We start from the raw sequence: 19,601 nt of genomic DNA on the forward strand, positions 1-19,601 counted from the left end.
GGGTCTAGACCGCCATCGATCGGCGTGCGGCCTCGTTGACACGGGTGAGGACTTCGCGGAGCTCCTCGAGGTCGGCCAGCGTGACGCCGAGCCGCTCGACCACCGCGGGCGGGATCTTCTCGGCCTGCTTGCGCAGTGCGACACCGTCCGGGGTCAGGTTCACGACCAGGTTGCGCTCGTTGCGACTGTCCCGCTCGCGGGTGATCAGCCCGGCGCTCTCCAACCGCTTGAGCAGCGGCGACAGCGTGGGCGAGTCCAACTGGATGGCCTCGGCGATCGCCTTGACCGACATCGGCGCCTCACCCCACAGCGCCAGCATCACCAGATACTGCGGGTGGGTCAGGCCGAGCGGCTCCAGCAGCGGCCGATACACGCCGAGCACCGCGCGATTGGCCACCGCCAACGCGAAGCACACCTGCCGGTCGAGTTGCAGTGGATCGTCCATCTGTCCTCCTGTCGCACCGCCGTCAATGTTAACGCACTAACAGTTAACGCACGAAGTGTGTGTGCGACATCTCGTCGGAGAAGCGTGGTTGTGCCGCGGGCGATGGTTAGTTTGAGATGCATGCAGAACGACACAGGTCGCATCCACGAGCTCGACGCCGTGCGCGGATTCGCCCTGTGCGGCATCCTGGTCGTCAACATCTGGCAGATCACCGGCATGACCGCGGTGCGCGCGCCCGGCGAGATGGTCCCGCTGCGGCACCTGCTGTCGGTGCTGTTCGAAGGCCGCTTCTTCCCGATCTTCTCGTTCCTGTTCGGACTGAGCTTCGCCTTGTTCCTGGACAGCGCGGCCCAGCGCACCGATCACCCGAAGCTAGTGCTGATCCGCCGCCTTATCGCGCTGGGTCTGCTCGGGCTGCTCCATCACCAGTTCCAGCCCGGTGAGGCGCTATTGCCCTACGCCATAGTCGGATTGGTGATCCTGCTGCCCGCCACCAGCCTGCCGAACTGGGCGGTACTGCTGCTCGGTCTCGTCGGAACAGTGGGTGTCGCTGTAGTGCTCAGCGGCGGATTCGGCCTCGTCCCCGGTCTTTTCCTACTCGGCCTGGCCACCGCCCGCTACGGCATCCTGCACACCCTCGACGACCGCGGCTGGCAACTGGCCGCCGTCTTCGCCCTGGCCTTACCCGCCGCGGTGGTGGCCGCCATCTGGGAGTACCGCACCCCCTACCTCAACCTCTTGGCCACCAGCGCCCCTGCCGTAGCCGGCCTGCTCGGCGCCCTCACCTACCTCACCGGCCTATTACTCCTGCTTCGCACCGAATTCGGCGCCATCCTCTCCGAAGTACTCGAACCCATGGGCCGAATGGCGTTGACCAACTACATCGGCGCCACCGCACTGATCCTGCTGGCCGAACCCCGCCTAGCCCTTTCCGGCTCCGCCCAGTACGGCATCCTGCTCGGCCTGGCCGCCGCGATCATCGCCATACAAGCCCTCGTCAGCTGGACCTGGCTGAAGGTATTCCGCTACGGCCCCCTCGAATGGGTCTGGCGCTGCATCACATGGTGGGAACTGGTCCCCGCCCGCAAAGTGCCCGAACCCGCCCGACGCTGGTGAAGCGTTAGGCCGCACCACGATCGCTGCGGCGCGGCGGGCGGGTAACTCCGAGATGGCGTCGCAGACTGGACGGTCATGGACCAGTTGGTGCTGATGATCGTCATCCTGTTCGCCGCGATTCTGGCCGAGCCGCTGGCCAAGCGGGTTGGGGTGGCGTCGGCGGTGTTGATGACGGTGTTCGGCTGTGTGGTCGCGTTGCTGCCGTTTGCTCCGCGGATCAATATTTCCCCGGATCTGATTCTGCCGCTGGTGCTGCCGCCGCTGCTGTACGCGGCGGCGCGGCGCACCTCGTGGCGGCAGTTCGCGGAGAATTGGGTACCGATCGCGCTGCGGGCGGTCGGGCTGGTCATCGCGACGGCCGTGGCGGTGGCCGCGGTCTTCCACGCCTGGTATCCGGGCCTGCCGATCGCGGCGGCGGTCGCGCTGGGCGCGCTGGTCGCGCCGCCGGATCCGGTGGCGGCGACCGCGCTGGCGGGAAGTCTCGGCCTGCCCCGCCGTCTGGTGGTGGTGCTGGGCGGAGAGGGACTGTTCAACGATGTCACCGCGATCGTGATCTACGGTGTCGCGATCCAAGCCGTGGTGACCGGCCGGTTCTCGGCGCCGCACGCGGCCGCGGAGTTCGTTGTCTCGGCGGTGGTCGCGGTGATCGTCGGCTTGCTGCTCGGCTGGGCCGGCAGCAAGCTGACCAACTATCTGGGCGTGGCCACCTGGCAGGTGGCACTGAGCCTGTTACTGCCGTTCGCCGCCTACGGAATCGCGGAGGCCTGGCGTGGTTCCGGCGTGCTCGCCGTGCTGGTATGCGCGCTGTACCTGACCGACGCCGTCACCGAATTCAGCGACCCGGACTATCGACTGGTCGGCGATTCCTTCTGGGACATCACCGAAATGTTGCTGAGCGGCTTCGCTTTCGGGCTGATCGGTCTCGAATTGGCAGCGGTACTGGAAGCGACCGGTGACCGCTGGCCGACCTTGCTCGGCGGCGCGGGTGCCGTCGTCGCCATGGTCGTCGGTCTGCGCCTGGTGTGGTTGATGACCACGTGGGCGATCAGCCGCTCGTGGTGGCGGCGGGCCACCGACGAGCCCTACACCTGGCGCGAGACCATCGTCACGTGGTGGGCCGGTATGCGCGGCGTCGCGACTGTCGCCCTGGCACTGGCCATTCCGCTGCTCACCGACGACGGCGCTGATTTTCCGGGTCGTACCGAGATCCTGTTCACCGCCTTCGCGGTCGTCCTGTTCACCCTGCTGCTGCAGGGGCCGACGCTCCCACTTGTCGTGCGCCTCACCGGCGTACACGCGGACACCAAGCTGGAGCGTGAACTCGAACGCCAGCTCTGGGAGCGCGTCATCAAGGCCGAACTGGCGCGTCTGAAAGCTATTGCGGTGGAACAGAATCTGCCCGACGACGTCTACGAACGCCTGCGCGACGGCTTCCGGCAACGCATGGCGCGGGCCGATCCGCAGGCGGCCGACGCGGACGCGCAATCCGAGTTCGCGCGAAACGCGAAGCTGGCCAGGAAGTTACGCGACATCCGCGAGGATGTCGTGGAGGCAGGCCGCCGCGAGGCCCAGAATGCCCGCCGTGAGCCGGGCATGCCACCGGATCTGGTCGACCGAGTGACCAGGCGGCTGGATCTGGGCAGGCGCTGAACCGTTGCAGAGGTGCTGAACTATTGGGCAGGCGCTGAACTGTTGCGCAGGTGCTGAGTCCGGCGACGCCGGAACCAGCACGCGCGCAACAGGATCAACTGGCCGCCACGCCCGTGTTACGGATCGCCTCCAGCACCTCTTCATAGGTCAGCGAGGAGTTCACGGTGGCGGACTCGGACGCCACATCAATGTCGACGTAGTCGACACCGTTGACGCCGCGCAGCGTGGACTCGATGGCCGAGGCGGACTCGCGGGTGACGTTGTGCAAGGTAATCGTGTAGGAGCTCATGAACACCGAATAGACCGTATCGACGTGCGTAAACGCCGACGAGCAGTAGATTTCGCCGATCCACGTTTGGTTGTCGTATCCCCGGGAATAGCCGGGGTGTCACACAACTCGACGCAACAGGATTGTCATGATCATCATCATCGGGCTCGTCGTCTTGATCGCAGCAGTGATCGTCGGAGTCGCCGGCGTGGTGGCGAACAACGGCGAAGCAAACTTCCTACCAAGTGATTTCGCGGTTTTCGACTACCACTTCCACGGCTCCAGCGGTTTGCTGTTCGGCTACGGCATCGTCCTCGGCGCCATCGGCACGCTGGGTTTGGCCCTGCTGCTGACCGGTGTCTGGCGTGTCTCCCGGCGCAACATGGTGGCACGTCGTGAGCTCAGGCAGTCCCGCCGCGAAATGGCGGCGGTCCGGCGCGATCTGGCGGACGGTACCCCACCGGCCCGCAAGGAGCCCGCACCGCAGTCGCACCGCGAGCCAGTCTGGAGTCGATTCGTGCGCCGCCCGGCCACGGCTCCGGCCGGTGACACACCGCGCGCCCAAAGCACGTCCCGTGTACAGGCGCCGGCGTCGAAATAATCATCGAGAAAAGGAAATACGACCATGATTATTCTCGGACTTGTCCTCCTCATCGCGGGGTGGCTGCTCGGAATCGGATTGCTCACTACCGCAGGCATCATCATTCTCATCGTCGGCCTCGTGCTGATGATCGCCGGATCGGTCGGCCGCCCGGTCGGTGGCCGGCGCTGGTATTACTAGGGATCGACCGTGAATAAATTCGAAGACAGGATCGCGCACCAGGTGCAAGCCGCCAGGGGCAACGTCAAGAAGTATCTCGGCCGGGCGGCCGGAAACCGTCGTCTGGAATCCGAGGGACGTCGAGAACAGGCCGGCGGCAACATGAAACGCGCCGCGGACAAACTCCGGGCCGCGTTCAAGCGCTGACCTGATAGCCGGTGTTCAGCCGAGGGGCAAGTCAAGCCCCTCGGCTGGCACCGGCTTCGACGTTTTCCGCGTCAGACCCCGGCGACGTCGGTGAGTTGCCCGATGCCGTAGGTGACCGCCATGGCCAGCGCCCCGCCGATCACCACCCGCAGCACCGCCCGGCCGCGATCGCTACCGCCGAGACGGGCACTCACCGAGCCGGTGATCGCCAGCGCGATCAGCACGGCGGCGAAGGTGATCGGAATCCGTAGCGGAACCGGCGGCAACAGGATGGCCAGCAGCGGCAGCAGCGCGCCGAGCGTGAACGACACCGCCGAGGAGCCCGCCGCCTGCCACGGATTGGTCAGCTCCTCGGGATTGAGCCCGAGTTCGGCCTCGGCGTGCGCGGTGAACGCGTCGTGCGCGGTGAGTTCCTCGGCGACCTTGCGCGCCGTTGCCGCGGACAGCCCCTTGGCCTCGTAAATGCCGGCCAGCTCGGCCAACTCGAAGTCCGGTTCTTCGCGCAGCTCGCGTTGTTCCTTGGCGAGCAGGGCTCGTTCGGAATCGCGCTGCGTGCTGACCGACACGTATTCGCCGACCGCCATCGAGATAGCGCCCGCGGACAGCCCCGCGATGCCCGCGGTGAAGATGGTGCCCGTATTGGTCGTCGCCGCGGCGACACCGACGACCAAACCGGCGGTCGAGACGATGCCGTCGTTCGCGCCGAGCACGCCCGCGCGCAACCAGTTCAGCTTGGACGCCAGCCCCTCGGCGTGGGGCTCGTGCGGATGCGCGCCTGCGGGTTCGCTGGTCGTTTCGTCCATGAGTCGAAGACTAAGCGATGCTCGGCCTGCCGACCGGTAGCCCGCTCAACAGTCCGGCGACAGAAACGCTCTCAGGTAGCCCGCCGACTGCCTGAGATACATCCAGGTCCAGAAGCGCAGGCCGGACGCGCTCGGGCTGGCCACCATGGTCAATTCGCCGTCGAAGCATTTCGCCACGATGTAGCGCGCCCGCGACACATGCGGGGTGTAGGTCACCACGATGAGGTGCCGCCAGCCGAATTGCTCTGCGCGCCGCCTTATTTCGTGCGCCTCGCCCTCGGTGGTCCACGGGTCGGGGACGAAACAGCTGACGGTGAAGTCGAATCGGCCCGCGCAGTACCGGTCCATCTCGTGGTCGTCGAGGCCGGTGGACCGCGAAATCAGCAGTGTCGGAGCGTATCCCCGGCGCGCGAGGTCGAGCCCGACATCGAAGCGTTCGTAGGCGGTACCGCCGAGCACCACGATGGCATCGGCCTTGCGTAATGGATCGGTCTGCGGATGCACATACACCGGCAGACCCGCGAGCCCGATCAGCAGGACCAGGGTGAGCAGGGCTCCGCAGAAGACTCCAGCTCGTCGCAGGCCGGGCACCAACCCGACGATACCGAAATGCCGGCACCTGCCTTACCCGGGCGGAAAGACGTACAGCTTCTCCGGCGCGATCCGCACGATCAGTCGCTCGGCGCCGGGCTCAGGCGGCGGTGTCGCACCGCCCATGTACTTCGCGTACATATGGTGCGACAGCGTCTTTTCCGGATCCTCGGTGATCTCAACCCGGCCGCGCACCTCCACGTATCGGCCGGTGGTCTTGCTGAGCACCAGCAGGCTGACGCGCGGGTCGCGCTGCATGTTGCGGGTCTTCAGCCGACCCTTGATCGTGCTGAACAGCAGCGTCTCGCCGTCGTAGTCGACGAAGATCACCGAGGATTGCGGGCGTCCGTCGGCGTTCGAGGTGGCCAGTATCGCGGCGTGCCGGCCGTCGATCAGGGCGCGCACGGTGTCGTCGAGAGGCACGGTCATCATCGGTCTCCTTTTCGTGGTGAATCCGGTTATGCAGACCGCGCGCCGGGTGCGCAGGAATCGGGTGCCGCCGATTCTTTTTCCGCTCGCGCCTGGTCTTATCTGCGAGAGGCTCGCTAAATGCGGGCCGTCCCCCGGAGAGGACCTCGCGGATGACCGCAGCACCGGACGCCGACTTCACCCGCCGCACCCAGCCCTACCGGCGGGAACTGCTCGCGCACTGCTATCGGATGCTCGGCTCGGTGCACGACGCCGAGGACCTGGTCCAGGAGACCTATCTGCGTGCTTGGCGCTCCTTCGACAGCTTCCAGGGGCGATCCTCGGTGCGTACCTGGCTGTATCAGATCGCCACCAATGCCTGTCTCACCGCGTTGCGGCACCGTGGTCGCCGGGTGCTGCCCTCCGGGCTCGGCGCCGCAGGCCACGATCCCGCCGCGGAACCGGCCATGGCGCCGCCGGGAACCCGATGGCTGCAACCGATGCCGGATGCGCTGGTGACCGCCGAAGCGGCTGATCCGGCCAGTGTGGCGGTGGCCCGCGACAGTTTGCGGCTCGCCCTCATCGCCTGCCTGCAATACCTGAACGGCAGGCAGCGCGCGGTACTGCTGTTGCGTGACGTACTCGGCCTGCCTGCCGCGGAGGTCGCGACGATCCTGGACACCAGCACCGCGGCGGTCAAGAGCACGTTGCAGCGGGCTCGGGCGCGGTTGGACGAAATCGCCACGGCCGCAGAGCAGGCCGCCGCACCGACCGAGCCGGGCCAGCGGGCGTTGCTCGCGGAGTACATGGCCGCCTTCCAGAACTCCGACGCGGCCGCCCTCGAACGGCTGCTGCACCGCGACGCTGTGATCGAGATGCCGCCCTTCCAGACCTGGTTCGTGGGCAAGCGCACCTGTGTGGCTTACCTTGCGGCACAGGTGCTCGGCGCGCCGGGGGACTGGATGCTGTATCCGACGCGCGCCAACGGACAGCCCGCCGCCGTCGCGTATCTGCGCGAAACCCCCGGTCCCTACCGGGCTTTCGGCGTCGCTGTGCTGACCACCACGGCTGACGCCGTCACCCGGATCGCGGCATTCTGTGATCCGGGACTGGTCACCATGTTCGGCTTCCCCCCCGAGATCAGCGACACAGCTGGTCGAGATGGTGCTGCAAAAGCTCTCGAACACGTTCGGGCGGAATCTTTTCCGGGCGGATCAGCGACTGCACGGTGAGCCCGTCGACGAAGATGTAGAGGCGTTCGGTCTCCCACTCCAGATCGAGATCGTCGCGCAGTCGGCCGCTGGCGGCCAGTTCGCCCAGCACCCAGGTGATGAGTTCGGCAGTGCCGTCATAAAGTTCGTTGCTGCGCTGCCGCAGCGCCGGTTCGGTGAGCACGCGGCCGAGGAACGCCAGCCATACCGTGGTCACCGCGCGCTGGTGCGGGTCGGTCGGCAGCAGTCCGGTGAGCAGGATCTGTGCCGCGCGCTCGCACGGGTCCTCGGCCAGGTCCAGCCGCCGGATCCGGTCCATCATCCCCTCGCCGACCATGCCGAGGGAGAAGGCCAGCAGCTCGGACTGGGTGGCGAAGTAGTGCCGCAGGCTGCCCATCGAGACGCCCGCCTCGGTGGCCACCTTGCGGACCGACGCGTGCTCCAACCCGTCGCGCTGGATGACCCGCCATACTGCCTCGGCGATCGTCTGGCGCCGCTGCTGATGGGCCTGTTGGTCAACGGTTCGTGCCACCTCCCATTTGTAGCACGACTGTGTTAGTTTTCATTGGTAGTACAGTCGTGCTGAGAAAGAGGGGGCAAGGATGCGGTGGTTAGGCGTGCTGCTCGCGGCGACCGTCCTGCTGGCGGGGGCCTGCGCCGGCGATCCGTCACGGGAGGCCGAGTCGATCTGGTCGCCGTGTCAGGGCATGGCGGCCGACGGGCGACCGTGGGAATGCGCGACGATCACCGCGCCCCGTGACCACCGAGACCCGGCGGTGGGCACCGTCGAGCTGGCGCTGATCCGCACCCGCAGCGCCGATCCCGCGAAGCGGCTCGGATCGCTGGTCTACAACCCTGGCGGTCCCGGTGGGTCCGGGCTGGAAACGGTTGTCGGCGTGGCTACTCGGTTCGCGCCCCTGCTCGAGCACTACGACCTGGTGTCCTGGGATCCGCGTGGTGTCGGCCGCAGCTCTGCGGTCGTCTGCTCGGATGGTGCACTGCCGGAACGTGTTCCGCGCACCGACGCCGAGTGGGCGGCCATCGACGCCAGCAGCAGGGAGTTCACGGACTCGTGCGTCGCGGCGTCGGGCCCGATGCTTGCGCACATCGGGTTGTTCGATTCCGCGCGCGACATCGACCTGGTCCGTGCGGCGGTCGGCGACGACAAACTCAACTACCTCGGCGTCTCCTACGGCGGTCAGCTCGGCGCCGCCTACGCCACGCTCTTTCCGGAGCGCGTCGGCCGGATGCTGCTGGACTCGCCCGGCACGCCACTGCGCACCTTCCGGCAAAGTCTGCTCGACCAGTCCGCCGGCAGCGAGGCGGCGTTGCGTCAGTTTCTGAGTTTCTGTGTGGCCGAGGGGAATTGCCCGCTCGGACGGTCGGAGCAGGAGGCGTTGGCGCAGATAGACGCGTTTCTCGCCCGGGTCGAGGCGACCCCGTTGGTCACCGATCGTGGTACGCCGCTCACCCGCTCGGTCGCGACGGCGGGTCTCGGTCTCGGCGCGGCCGCCCCGGAGATCTGGCCGCACCTGATCAACGCACTCGCCCAGGCTTTTTCGGGTAACGGCAACGAACTCATCGGTTACGCCGACCTTTTCGCGGGACGCCGTCCCGACGGCTCACGCTCGAACTTCGCCTCGATCAACACCGCCGCGAACTGCGCCGACTATCCGGACTTCTACAGCATCGAACAGATTCGTGGATTCATGCCCGAATTCGCCGCGGCCTCACCGCGTTTCGGCGAGCTGACCGGGCTGCGCCTGGCCGAGTGCGCATACTGGCCGGTCCACGGGGTCGGCCGCGCGCCGATCAGTGGCGCGGGTGCCGCGCCGATCGTGCTGATCGGCAACACGGGTGATCCGGAGGCGCCGATCGATTGGGTGTCCGAACTCGCGCAGGCGCTGGCCTCGGGTGTCCTGGTCACGTATCACGGTGCGGGGCATGGGGCGTACGGCGGCGTGAACAAGTGCGTCGACCGGGTGGTGCACGCGTATCTGCGGGAGGGTGTCGTGCCGGAGCGCGGGACCGCCTGCCGGTGACGAACTCTGCTCGGCTGGAAGGTGTCGACGGGGATACCGACGTCCGGAATGGGTCCGCGCTACGCCTCGCGCACCCCGCGAGCGCGAGTCGGCGCGGACCCGACCGGTCGCTCGGTCCCAGTTCCGGGCGGTCGCGAGTCCGCACGACTCATTTCCTGCCCACCACTGGCGGTGGTGGTCGCGTCGACACAGCAGGATGCCAGCTACGGCTCAGTGTCGGATAAATGATGAATGAACGTTCGTTATTCGGCGCCTGCGGCGCCGTACAGGCGGTCGATGGTCGGCGGCGCGAGCCCGGCGCGCGTGAAAATCTCGGCGGCCTCCCGTAGCTCCCGCTCGGCGCGGTCCCGGTGCCCCCGGGCTGCCAGCGCGGCCGCATGCAACGCCATTGCCCGCGCCCGATCGATCGGATCCGCCGCCTTCGTGAGCAGCTGGAGAGCGCCGGCCGCCTGCGTCTCCGCCTCGGTCACATTGCCTGCCTGCAGATGAATCTGCGCCAGCCGGGTGCGTGCCCAGCCTTCCCACAGGCGCACGCCGTTGCGTCGCGCCGCGCGCACCGCCTCGGTGCCGAGCTCGATCGCGCGCGGGTGCTCACCGCGCATCGACAAGGTGGCGGCCAACTCGTGTGTGGCCCAGCCGAGCGCCACCGGGTTGGACGATTCCCGCGCGAGCGCGATGGCGCGCTCCGCCATCGCCACGGCCTGGTCGTATTGTCCTGCCTCGCAGTAGGTTCGGGTGACCAGTGCCAGGCACCACGCCTCCATCGAGCGATCACCGAGAGCGCGGGTGAGCTGGGTGGCGTGCTCGAAATGCCGATGCGAGGCGTCCGCGTCACCCAGCCGTCGCGCCGCGATGCCGAGCAACACCGACGCGAGTACCGACAGCCTGCGGTCGACATCGGTCGCCGGCGGCCCGGATACCGCGCGCAGATGCGGCAGACTGGCCTCGACCTCGCCGAGCCCGACCTGGAGCAGCGCACCGAGGGCGGTCCTGATCCGCCGCTCGGCGGCCGGATTGTCGGCCGCGATGGCGGCCTCCAGCAGCGACTCCAGTGCGCGGGAGAGCTCACGGGCGCCGGTGCCCGCGTCCATCAACTCGGCCATCACCCACGCGAGGTCGGCCGCCACGTCGAGCGCGCGGCCGCCGACCCGCGCCGCCTGCTGGTGCAGCGCGATGACGACCGGCCGCTCGATGTCGTTCCACGCCTGGCCATCCGAGCCGCTGGCGAACGCGCGGCCCGGGACCTCGGTCGCGACGAGCAGCCGCGTCGTATTGCTGTAGTCGATCGCGCTGAGCAGATTCTTCGCGCTGGCCAGGTGATAGTCGAGCACCCGCACCAGGACGGCGGATTCGTCCTCGTCGGCGACGCCGCGCGCGAAAAGTCGCAGTAGATCATGGAATCGGTAGCGGCCGGGCGCGGTGGTCTCCAACAGGCTGAGGTCGACCAGGGACTCGCAGACGTCCTCCGCGTCGAGCTCGGAGATGCCGAGTACCGCCGCGATAGCACCGATCGACAGGTCGGGCACCTCCGCCAGCGCCAGCGTGCGAAAAGTCCTGGCCTGCTCGGCATTCAGCTGCCCGTAGCCGAGCCGGAACGCCGCCTCGACCGCCAGTTCGCCGGTCTTGAGCACGCTCAGTCTGCTCTTCTCATCGGCCAGCCGATCCGCGAACGACGCGATCGTCCACTGCGGCCGCACCGCGAGCCGGGCGCCGACGATCCGCACCGCGAGCGGCAGCAGGCCACAGTGCGCGACCACCTCGCGGGCCGACTCCTCCTCGGCTGCCACACGATCCGTGCCGAGAATACGGACGAGTAAGTCCATCGCCTCCGCAGTCTCGAGCACGTCGAGCCGGGTGCGGGTCACCGCGGGCAGCTCGGTCAGCGCCGATCGGCTGGTGATCAGCACCGCCGACCCGGCAAGTAGCGGCGCCACCTGGGCATAGTCCCGAACATTGTCGAGCACCATCAGTATCCGCTTGCCCGACAGTCGCGTTCGCAGTTCCGCCGCACGATCGTCGACGGTGGACGGGATGTCACCCTCGGCCACGCCGAGCGCGCGCAGAAAGCCACCGAGTACGGCGCCCGGCGGCGTGGGCACCGGGTCGACACCGTGCAGATTCGCGTACAACTGCCCATCCGGGAACCGAACCCGCACTCGATGCGCGACATGCAGCGCGAGCGTCGTCTTACCCACCCCGCCCATACCCCCGACCGCGGAGATCGCCACCGCGCTCCCCGCCCCGGTCAGCTGCGCCGCCAGTTCGTCGACCAGTCGGGCACGACCGGTGAAATCGGCAATGTCCGGCGGTAATTGGGCAGGCACCGGTTCGGGGCCGCGTTCGGTCGTCGCGCGGGGTTCGGCCGTCGCGTGCGGTCCAGCCATGGCATGGGGCGCAGCGATGGCGCGGCCCTCGGTCGTCGGGTGCGGCTCGGTCGCTGCGCGGAGTGCACGGATAGCGCGGGACTCAGACGCGGCGTCCGACGCAGGCAAGGCGCGGGACTCGCTCATGGCTCGGGACCCGGTTGTGGCGTGGGGCGCAGGCGGGGCGTAGGGCTCGGTCGCCGAGTGGGGCTCGCTGATGGCGTGGGGTCCGGTCGCCGTGCTCGGTTCGCTCGTGGCGTGCGGCTGGGTCATGACGCGGGGCTCAGGTATGGCACGCGGCTCAGACGCGGTGTGCGGCACAGGCAGGGCGTGCGGCTCGGTCATCGCGCGCGGCTGAGCCGTGCTGCGGAGCTCGGGCATGGTGCCGCGCAGGATCCGCTCGTGCAGCACGGTCAGCTCCGGCCCCGGCTCGACGCCGACGCCGTCCACCAGCGCCCGGCGGGCCTGGGCGTAGGCGTCGAGTGCGTCGGACTGGCGGCCGGAGTGATACAGCGCGGTCATCAGCAGCGCCCGGAACCGTTCCCGCAGTGGATGTTCCTCGATCAACGAGCCGAGGTCGGCGACGGCGACTGCGCTGTGACCGGTCTCGATGTCGAGCGCGAGGCGGTCCTCCAGGATGGCCAGCCGCCACTGCTCCAGCCGGGAGCGTTGCCGTTCGGCGAACGGCCCGGGTAGCCCACTGAGCGCGGGCCCATGCCACTTGCCAAGTGCGGCAACCAGATTCGCCCGCGCCGCAGCAGGATCGTGGTCGCGGAGCTGCCCGGCGGCTGCGACGAGCCGCTCGACTTCCCCCACATCGGTCGCCTCCGGTGGCACGCGCAGCGCATAACCGTCCCCGATGGTCACCAGCACCGTCGACGGGCCGCGGGCCGTCCGCTCGGGTTCCAGTGTCCGGCGCAACTGCGCGACGTGGGTGCGCAGCGCGGCGATCGCGCGCGGCACCGGTCGCTCGCCCCAGATCCCCTCCACCAATTCGGCAGCCGTCACCGCGCTGCCTGCCCGCAGGAGCAGGGCGGCGAGCACGGCGCGACGCTGGGGCGGGCCCAGCGGCAGCGACGCCACCCCGCGCCACGCCCTGACCTCGCCTAATACTACAAATTGCAACAACCGACCTCCCGAACGCTGGGAGTGTAGCGCCGTGGTCACGTGCGGTGGCGCGCACCGTCGCGGCGCACTGCGGTCGGTGTGGTGCCCCACCATCGCCGGCAGCAACGGGTGAAGGTCGACTGCTCGGACAGTCCGAGGACGGAGGCGACCTGGCTCATCGGCATGTCGGTGGTGGCGAGGTAGCGCAGGGCTTCGTCGCGGCGCACGTCGTCGAGGATGGCGGCGAACGAGGTGCCCTCCGCGGCGAGCCTGCGCTGCAGAGTGCGCGGGTGCACGGTCAATAGTCGTGCTACGGCACCGATTTCGGGCGCGAGGGTGCCGAGCAGCTGCCGCACGGTGGCGCGCACCTTGGGCACGATCGAGGCGTCGATGCCGCCCGCCTGTTCCGCCAGGAACGCCATCGCCAAGCGGTGCAGATTATGATCGCCCCCGCTCAGGGGGAGGTTCGGTAGATTTCGCGGTACGCGCAGCGCGGCGTACGGGCGGTTCGTCCGTACGGGTGCGTCGAAGAATTCTTCGTAGCGCGCGATCGGCACCGTCGGACGGTAGGGCAGCTCGACCGAGAGCAGTCCATAACTGTCGTCGACCAGTCGCTGAATGGTGTGGTGTACGAAGGCAAGTCCGAGATCGGTGGCCTGAATGGGGGAGGGCAACCCCGGCTCGACGCCGTATCGCAGCGCGATGACGCCGCGATCCCCGTACGGGTCCGGCTCCGTGGTCAGGGTGAGCGAGCGGGCGTGCAGGAACAGGTAGCGCGCCGAGCATTCCAGCACGTGGGTCAGCGACGGCGAGTTCCGGATGGCCAGGGCCAGCGGGCCGAGCATGTCGAGGTCTTGCCTGCGCGAGATACGTAAGCCGAGGTCGGGGCAGTCCAGGCGCTGCGCGGCCAGGTCCAGCGCCGCGGCCAGTGCTTGGTCGGGGATGAGCAGGTCGTCGGTGTCGAGCGCGGCGATCGGCAGCCCGCAGGCGGTGGCGAACTGCTCGGCATCGCCGCCCAGTTCCGCCACGGTCGCGCGGAAGCCGCGCAGGCCGGCCGACCGGATCACCGTCATGTCGCCCAGAATCAAATAGTTGTCGCGCAAAGTCAAGAATGCGGGTCCGTGCGGTCTCACACTGGAGCTATGAACGAGACCGCCGTAGCCACCGAACACCTCGATGTCGTGATCGTCGGCGCCGGACTGTCCGGCATCGGCGCCGCCTACCGGTTGCAGACCGAGTGCCCCGGCAAGACCTACGCCATCCTCGAGGCGCGCGACGCGATGGGCGGCACCTGGGATCTGTTCCGTTATCCCGGCATCCGGTCGGACTCCGACATGTTCACCCTCGGCTACCCGTTCAAGCCGTGGCGCGAGGCGAAATCGATCGCCGACGGGCCGTCGATTCTCCGGTACATCAACGAGACCGCCACCGAGTTCGGCATCGACCGGCACATCCGCTACCGGACCAAGGTGGTCGCAGCCGACTGGTCGAGCGAAACCGCCCGCTGGACACTGACTTTGGCGGAGCGCGACGCGACAGGCGCGGTATCGCAGCGCGAGCTGACGTGCAGTTTCTTGTACGCATGCGCGGGCTACTACGACTATGACCGCGGCTACACCCCCGAATTCCCTGGCCGCGCTTCGTTCTCCGGTCAAGTGGTGCATCCGCAGTTCTGGCCCGAAGACCTCGATTACACCGGTAAGCGCGTTGTCGTGATCGGCAGCGGCGCCACCGCGGTCACCCTGGTGCCCTCGATGGCCGGGCAGGCCGAGCGGGTGACCATGTTGCAGCGCAGCCCGACCTGGATCAGCGCGGTCCCCGGCCGCGACAAGCGCGCGGACAAGATTCGTGAGCTGCTGCCGCCGAAGCTGGCGCACCGGGTGATTCGCACCAAGAACATCCTGTTCACCATCGGCTTCTACCAGTACTGCCGCCGCCGCCCGGCGGCCGCTCGCAAACTTCTCACCGCGTTGACCACACGAATCCTCAAGGACAAGAAGCTGGTAGCCGAGCACTTCACGCCTACCTACAACCCGTGGGACCAGCGCCTGTGCGCCGTTCCTGACGCCGACTTCTTCAGGGCGATGAAGAAGGGCAAGGCCGAGGTCGTCACCGACCACATCGATACCTTTGTGCCGGAAGGCATTCGGCTCGAGTCCGGCCGAATCCTGGAGGCAGACATCGTCGTCACCGCCACCGGCCTGCAGATGCTGCCGTTCGGCGGCATCGTGCCGCGCGTCGACGGCCGGCCGGTCGCCCTGGCCGACCAGTTCATCTGGCAGGGCGCCATGCTGACCGGACTGCCCAACTTCGCCGTCTGCGTCGGCTACACCAACGCCTCCTGGACTCTGCGCGCCGACCTCAGCTCCCGCCTGGTCTGCAAGATCCTCAACCACATGGACCGCCGCGGTTACGCCGCCGTCGTCCCCGAGCCCGACGGCAAACTCACCGAACAACCGCTACTCGAATTGGCCGCAGGCTATATCCAACGCTCGATCGACGACTTTCCGCGCCAAGGTGACCGCCACCCCTGGAAGGTTCGCCAGAACTACCTGATCGACTCGGCGACCACCCTGCGCACCGACCTGAACAAAACCCTCACCGCCACTCCCAAATCAGCTGTGCGCGAGCCAGTTCCCGCTGCGGCCCGGTGACCGCTCTACCATGACCAGGGAAATCGACACCCAGAGGTCCATTACCGAAGTGGTAGACCAACTGGCAGCGCTCGTCGGCCCGCCACCGCCCTGACGTTGCGGAGTCTTCGCCGGCGAGCCGCTGCGCGGCAATCGCCGATCTCATTTCGGTAGCACATTGTCGAGGCTCGCCGACCAGCAGTGCAAAATTCCCGCACGAATAATCCTGGTGTCCCGTGTTTTGTATCGATGCCCTCGGGTATCAGCCACTCGCCGTGGAATTGACCGCGGTGCACCACTCCCACGAGATCACTGTTGATCGAAAGGAGAGGATTCACATGGCAACACCCAGGAAAATCGGCGTTATTTCGGCCGTCGCGGCCGCGCTTGCCGCGCCGCTGGTTGCCGCCCAACCTGCGGTGGCCGATCCGATCGGCGGCTGGTGCCCCGGCGGTGAGATGCGATTCAACACCAGCCCGATCGGGATGAATACCGTGCCGGTTCGCGCGGGTTTCCAGGCCGACCTCGACGGTTGCACGGGCACGCCCGCGGCCGACGTCGCCTTCCGCAGCGAGTTCAACGGCAACGCGAGCTGCAACGATGCCCTCGGCTTCCTGGAGGGCACCCTCGAATGGGCGAACGGCGAAACCAGCCGTGTTTCCGGCCAATGGCACGTGCCGGGCGGTAACCCCGCCGCCGCCGTCACGAACACGCTGAACATCGTGGACGGACCGGGAGCCGGCGGCAAGCTGCACGTCGACCAGGCGCCGGTGGACAGCCAGCCCCTGGTCAACGCCTGCATGAACGCCACGATGCAAGGCGGCCGGATCCCCATCAACACCCTGCACTTCAACTGAGCCCTCGATAGGCTGCCCCGGCGCGAGACTGGCCCTTGTCAGCTCCGCCGGGGTTGCGGGGTCGATCAGGCGACGCCGATCGAGCTGAGGAGCATCGGTAGGGCGTTGCGCATCTGGACTTTCCATGCCTCCCAGTTGTGGCCCTGGGTGGGGACGTAGCGTTCTTCTACTCGGGCGCCCAGTTCTTGGAGGCGGTCGACGAAGCGGTAGTTCTGTTCGTAGGCAAGGGATTCGACGGCGTCGCCCTTGCCGTAGGAGACGAACAGCGGGATGTTGGTGAGTTTGGCTGCCTGGCTGTATGGGTTGTTGGCGACCCAGATGTCGCGATGGTCGCGGTAGTCGCCCCAGACTCGTTTCCAGTCGGCGGCACAGCCCTGGCCGGGCTTGTCGGGGTCGCCGGGTGCGCCGGAGTCGTGCAGTGGGTCGACGTTTCCGCTGAAGGTCGCGGCGGAGGCGAACCAACCCTGGTGAGCGGCAGCGAATTTCATGGCGCCGAGACCGCCCATGGAATTGCCCGCGATGGCCCGGGTGGTGTTGGCGTGGTAGGTGGATTCGAGGATGGTGCGCACGTCGTCGAGGAGGTACCGCTCCCAGGCGGGCGGACCGCCACGTCCGTCGTTGTACCAGTCGGAATAGGCGCTGCACCAGCTGGTTTCGGGCAGCACGAAGATGGCGTCCTTGCCCGCGGTGAGCGCCTCGAGGTTGCCTTTGTCGGTCCAGGATTTGTGGTCGTCGAAGCCGCCGTGCAGCACCCAGACGGTGGGCCAGCTCCGCGCGGATTCCTTGGTCCAACCGGGCGGCAGCAGCAGGCGGACCACCTTCACCGACCAGTCGGGACCTTCGAGATTGGGGGAGGAGATACCGATATCGAGGATGCGGTCGCTGACCCTGGCCTCCCAGCGCACCGTGCCTGCCGCAGCGGAGGCCGGTGCGTCGACGGCGAAAGGTGCAGCGAGGCTGGCGATTACGGTGGCGATTGCCAGAATGATTCTGCTGAGTCGTGGCAACGGATGATCCTTTCCTTCGAGGATCGGCTTCGAGCGCATCGATCCCCGAGGGTGAATCTAGAGCATCCGGACACTCTACGAATAGTGTTGTTCGCAAATTGGGGAAATCTCACTGCCGCACAGCTGTTGCCGAATGGTCTTGCCGGTCAGGGCATCTCGGCCGGAGCGCACCCCGCCCGTCGGGCCTTGACCACCTCCGGCACAGTGTTCGCCATGCGTATAGCGGTATACCTCGCCCATCCCCGGGCCGACAGTTTCAACAGGGCCCTCTTCGATGCGGTCGTAGACGAACTGCGAACCCGGGCGGTCGAGGTCGTGCCGCACGACCTGTACGCGGAGGGCTTCGACCCGATGTCGGCGGCGGCGGAGACCGACACCGTGCACGGCACGCGGTCGGGTGACGAGCTGGTCCGGCAACACCAGAACGAACTGGCGGACCTCGACGCCGTGATCTTCGTGCACCCGAACTGGTGGGGCATGCCGCCGGCCATCCTGACGGGCTGGGTGCAGCGGGTGCTCACCCCTGCCGTGGCCTACAACCTGGACGACGCGTCCGGCTGGCCGATCGGGTTGCTACGGCTGCAGCGCGCCTTGGTGCTCAACACCTCCGACACCACCGTCGAGCGGGAGCGCGACGTCTTCGGCGACCCGTTGCAGCAGATCTGGGCGGCCTGCGTGCTGCCCTACGTCGGCGTGCACGATGTCCGGCGCACGGTTTTCCGGATGGTCACCGACTCCGCCGACGAGACGCGCGCCGCCTGGCTGCGCGAAGCCCGCGAGCTGGCCGCCGCCCTGGTGACGGACGCCTAGACGACCTGTGGTCGGGCAGTGCGCCGATCATCACGTGTCCTGATTGTTATCTCGAACAACAAATTGGTCGCTTGAACAGGTTGTGCTGTGGGTCACAGTCGAATATGTTGCAGCGAACAACATTCGCTCGACCTCGACCGCCCGGGCACTCCGGGGCGGTGGTTCCACGAAAGGCCCCCTCATGCGTAAGGGCATTCTCGGCGTTGCGGCCGTCTCGGTCGCCGCGCTCACTTCCTTGACTTTGACTGCTTGTGGTGACGACTCGACGGGTTCGGGAGGTGGCGGAGCCAAGATCGGGGTGATCCTGCCGGACAGCAAGACCTCGGCCCGGTGGGAGACGGCGGACCGGAAGTACCTGCAGCAGGCCTTCGACGCCGCGGGCGTAAAGGCCGACATCCAGAACGCGCAGGGCGACAAGAACGCCTTCCAGACGATCGCCGATCAGATGATGACCAACGGCGCGTCGGTGCTGCTGATGACGAACCTGGACAGCGGCACCGGCAAGGCGGTCATCCAGAAGGCGAAGGCGCAGGGCGTCACGGTCATCGACTACGACCGGCTCACGCTGGGCGGCGGCGCCCAGTTCTACGTGTCCTTCGACAACGTGAAGGTCGGCAGCCTGCTCGGCGAGGGCGTCGCGAAGTGCCTGACCGACAAGAACGCCGCCAATCCGGTGGTCGCCTACCTGAACGGCGGGCCGACGGACAACAACGCGACCCTGCTGAAGACCGGCTACGACGCGGTGCTGAAGCCGAAGTTCGACGCCGGCCAGTACACGAAGGGCCCGGATCAGGCGGTACCGGAATGGGATAACACCCAGGCGGGCACCATCTTCGAGCAGATGCTCACCAGCCAGCCGAACATCGGCGGCGTGGTGGCGGCCAACGACGGTCTCGCCAATGCCGCGATCGCGGTGCTGAAGAAGCAGAAGCTCAACGGTCAGGTTCCGGTGAGCGGCCAGGACGCCACGGTGCAGGGCTTGCAGAACGTCCTCAAGGGCGACCAGTGCATGACCGTGTACAAGGCGATCAAGAAGGAAGCCGAGGCGGCGGCGGAGCTGGCCATCGCGCTGACCAAGGGCCAGCCGGGTCATGCGAACGGAAAAGTGCAGGACCCCGAGGCCAAGACCGACGTGCCGTCGGTGCTGTTGGAGCCCAAGCCGATCTACGCGCAGCAGGTGAAAGACGTTGTCGCGGACGGCTATGTGACCAAGGCCGAGCTGTGCACCGGCGAGATCGCGAAACTCTGCGCGGACAACGGCATCTGATCGCATCCAGCCCCTTCCGCCTTCTCGATGAGGGGATGGCGGAGGGGGCACCTTCT

Annotated in this window: 20 protein-coding genes; 11 read left to right on the forward strand and 9 right to left on the reverse strand. The window is 67.6% G+C overall.

The genetic code is table 11. The annotated features are described in order from the left end of the window. Window positions 1-4: 4 nt before the first annotated feature. A complete protein-coding gene (locus DMB37_RS27545; protein WP_135235146.1) occupies window positions 5-445 on the reverse strand; it encodes a MarR family winged helix-turn-helix transcriptional regulator in 441 nt (146 codons plus the stop codon). Between the two features lie 120 nt (window positions 446-565). Here DMB37_RS27545 and DMB37_RS27550 point away from each other — a divergent pair, with 120 nt between their 5' ends. Both DMB37_RS27550 and DMB37_RS27555 read left to right on the forward strand, forming a co-directional pair. Further along, window positions 566-1,561, forward strand: coding sequence for a DUF418 domain-containing protein (locus DMB37_RS27550; protein ID WP_135235147.1), 996 nt, complete (start codon window positions 566-568; stop codon window positions 1,559-1,561). 75 nt (window positions 1,562-1,636) lie between these two features. Further along, a complete protein-coding gene (locus DMB37_RS27555; RefSeq protein WP_135235148.1) occupies window positions 1,637-3,211 on the forward strand; it encodes a Na+/H+ antiporter in 1,575 nt (524 codons plus the stop codon). 94 nt (window positions 3,212-3,305) lie between these two features. Here DMB37_RS27555 and DMB37_RS27560 read toward each other — a convergent pair whose 3' ends face one another. Next, on the reverse strand, window positions 3,306-3,500 hold the full coding sequence (locus tag DMB37_RS27560) for a heavy metal-associated domain-containing protein (RefSeq protein WP_325050794.1): 195 nt from the start codon (window positions 3,498-3,500) through the stop codon (window positions 3,306-3,308). Window positions 3,501-3,627: 127 nt separating this feature from the next. On the opposite strand from DMB37_RS27560, the gene DMB37_RS27565 reads away from it, so the two are divergent. Genes DMB37_RS27565 through DMB37_RS27570 form a run of 3 tightly spaced genes read left to right on the forward strand, consistent with a single transcriptional unit; the run spans window position 3,628 to window position 4,446 of the window. Next, window positions 3,628-4,080, forward strand: coding sequence for a hypothetical protein (locus DMB37_RS27565; protein ID WP_135235149.1), 453 nt, complete (start codon window positions 3,628-3,630; stop codon window positions 4,078-4,080). Between the two features lie 24 nt (window positions 4,081-4,104). Next, window positions 4,105-4,260, forward strand: coding sequence for a DUF6131 family protein (locus DMB37_RS40700; RefSeq protein WP_167768950.1), 156 nt, complete (start codon window positions 4,105-4,107; stop codon window positions 4,258-4,260). A gap of 9 nt (window positions 4,261-4,269) precedes the next feature. Then, window positions 4,270-4,446 (forward strand): CsbD family protein, encoded by a 177-nt coding sequence (locus tag DMB37_RS27570; protein ID WP_107654532.1) that lies wholly within the window; start codon window positions 4,270-4,272, stop codon window positions 4,444-4,446. A gap of 71 nt (window positions 4,447-4,517) precedes the next feature. On the opposite strand, the gene DMB37_RS27575 is transcribed toward DMB37_RS27570, so the two are convergent. The 3 genes from DMB37_RS27575 to DMB37_RS27585 are packed head-to-tail and all read right to left on the reverse strand — an operon-like array spanning window position 4,518 to window position 6,272. Continuing rightward, complete coding sequence (locus tag DMB37_RS27575) at window positions 4,518-5,249, reverse strand: VIT family protein (protein WP_135235150.1); 732 nt, start codon at window positions 5,247-5,249, stop codon at window positions 4,518-4,520. A gap of 45 nt (window positions 5,250-5,294) precedes the next feature. Next, on the reverse strand, window positions 5,295-5,840 hold the full coding sequence (locus tag DMB37_RS27580; RefSeq protein ID WP_135235151.1) for a YdcF family protein: 546 nt from the start codon (window positions 5,838-5,840) through the stop codon (window positions 5,295-5,297). A gap of 33 nt (window positions 5,841-5,873) precedes the next feature. Then, window positions 5,874-6,272, reverse strand: coding sequence for a PPOX class F420-dependent oxidoreductase (locus tag DMB37_RS27585; protein ID WP_240771674.1), 399 nt, complete (start codon window positions 6,270-6,272; stop codon window positions 5,874-5,876). 149 nt (window positions 6,273-6,421) lie between these two features. On the opposite strand from DMB37_RS27585, the gene DMB37_RS27590 reads away from it, so the two are divergent. Beyond that, complete coding sequence (locus DMB37_RS27590; RefSeq protein ID WP_135235152.1) at window positions 6,422-7,480, forward strand: sigma-70 family RNA polymerase sigma factor; 1,059 nt, start codon at window positions 6,422-6,424, stop codon at window positions 7,478-7,480. Here the strand turns inward: DMB37_RS27590 and DMB37_RS27595 are convergent. Then, window positions 7,389-7,991, reverse strand: a complete 603-nt coding sequence (locus DMB37_RS27595; RefSeq protein ID WP_135235153.1) for a TetR/AcrR family transcriptional regulator — start codon at window positions 7,989-7,991, stop codon at window positions 7,389-7,391. The two genes, DMB37_RS27590 and DMB37_RS27595, sit on opposite strands and share 92 nt — an antisense overlap. 70 nt (window positions 7,992-8,061) lie before the next feature. Between DMB37_RS27595 and DMB37_RS27600 the strand changes: the two genes are divergently transcribed. Next, a complete protein-coding gene (locus DMB37_RS27600) occupies window positions 8,062-9,501 on the forward strand; it encodes an alpha/beta hydrolase (protein WP_135235154.1) in 1,440 nt (479 codons plus the stop codon). A gap of 242 nt (window positions 9,502-9,743) precedes the next feature. Here the strand turns inward: DMB37_RS27600 and DMB37_RS27605 are convergent, their stop codons facing one another. Then, window positions 9,744-12,992 (reverse strand): AfsR/SARP family transcriptional regulator, encoded by a 3,249-nt coding sequence (locus DMB37_RS27605; protein WP_167768951.1) that lies wholly within the window; start codon window positions 12,990-12,992, stop codon window positions 9,744-9,746. A gap of 35 nt (window positions 12,993-13,027) precedes the next feature. Next, window positions 13,028-14,080 carry an AraC family transcriptional regulator gene (locus DMB37_RS27610; protein WP_240771675.1) on the reverse strand — a complete coding sequence of 351 codons (1,053 nt, stop codon included), beginning with the start codon at window positions 14,078-14,080 and terminating at the stop codon, window positions 13,028-13,030. 33 nt (window positions 14,081-14,113) lie between these two features. Between DMB37_RS27610 and DMB37_RS27615 the strand changes: the two genes are divergently transcribed. Together DMB37_RS27615 and DMB37_RS27620 are read left to right on the forward strand one after the other, a co-directional pair. Then, a complete protein-coding gene (locus tag DMB37_RS27615) occupies window positions 14,114-15,625 on the forward strand; it encodes an NAD(P)/FAD-dependent oxidoreductase (RefSeq protein ID WP_135235156.1) in 1,512 nt (503 codons plus the stop codon). 254 nt (window positions 15,626-15,879) lie between these two features. Beyond that, window positions 15,880-16,461, forward strand: coding sequence for a hypothetical protein (locus DMB37_RS27620; RefSeq protein WP_135235157.1), 582 nt, complete (start codon window positions 15,880-15,882; stop codon window positions 16,459-16,461). A gap of 65 nt (window positions 16,462-16,526) precedes the next feature. Here DMB37_RS27620 and DMB37_RS27625 read toward each other — a convergent pair whose 3' ends face one another. Next, complete coding sequence (locus DMB37_RS27625) at window positions 16,527-17,468, reverse strand: alpha/beta hydrolase family protein (RefSeq protein WP_240771676.1); 942 nt, start codon at window positions 17,466-17,468, stop codon at window positions 16,527-16,529. Between the two features lie 213 nt (window positions 17,469-17,681). On the opposite strand from DMB37_RS27625, the gene DMB37_RS27630 reads away from it, so the two are divergent. Beyond that, the gene (locus DMB37_RS27630; RefSeq protein ID WP_135235158.1) at window positions 17,682-18,278 is read left to right on the forward strand and encodes an NAD(P)H-dependent oxidoreductase; all 597 of its coding nucleotides are present in this window, start codon (window positions 17,682-17,684) and stop codon (window positions 18,276-18,278) included. Between the two features lie 181 nt (window positions 18,279-18,459). Then, complete coding sequence (locus DMB37_RS27635) at window positions 18,460-19,545, forward strand: sugar ABC transporter substrate-binding protein (protein ID WP_135235159.1); 1,086 nt, start codon at window positions 18,460-18,462, stop codon at window positions 19,543-19,545. Window positions 19,546-19,601 lie beyond the last annotated feature (56 nt).

Origin of the sequence: Nocardia sp. CS682, assembly GCF_004634405.1 — a bacterium.
Lineage (GTDB): Bacteria > Actinomycetota > Actinomycetes > Mycobacteriales > Mycobacteriaceae > Nocardia > Nocardia ninae.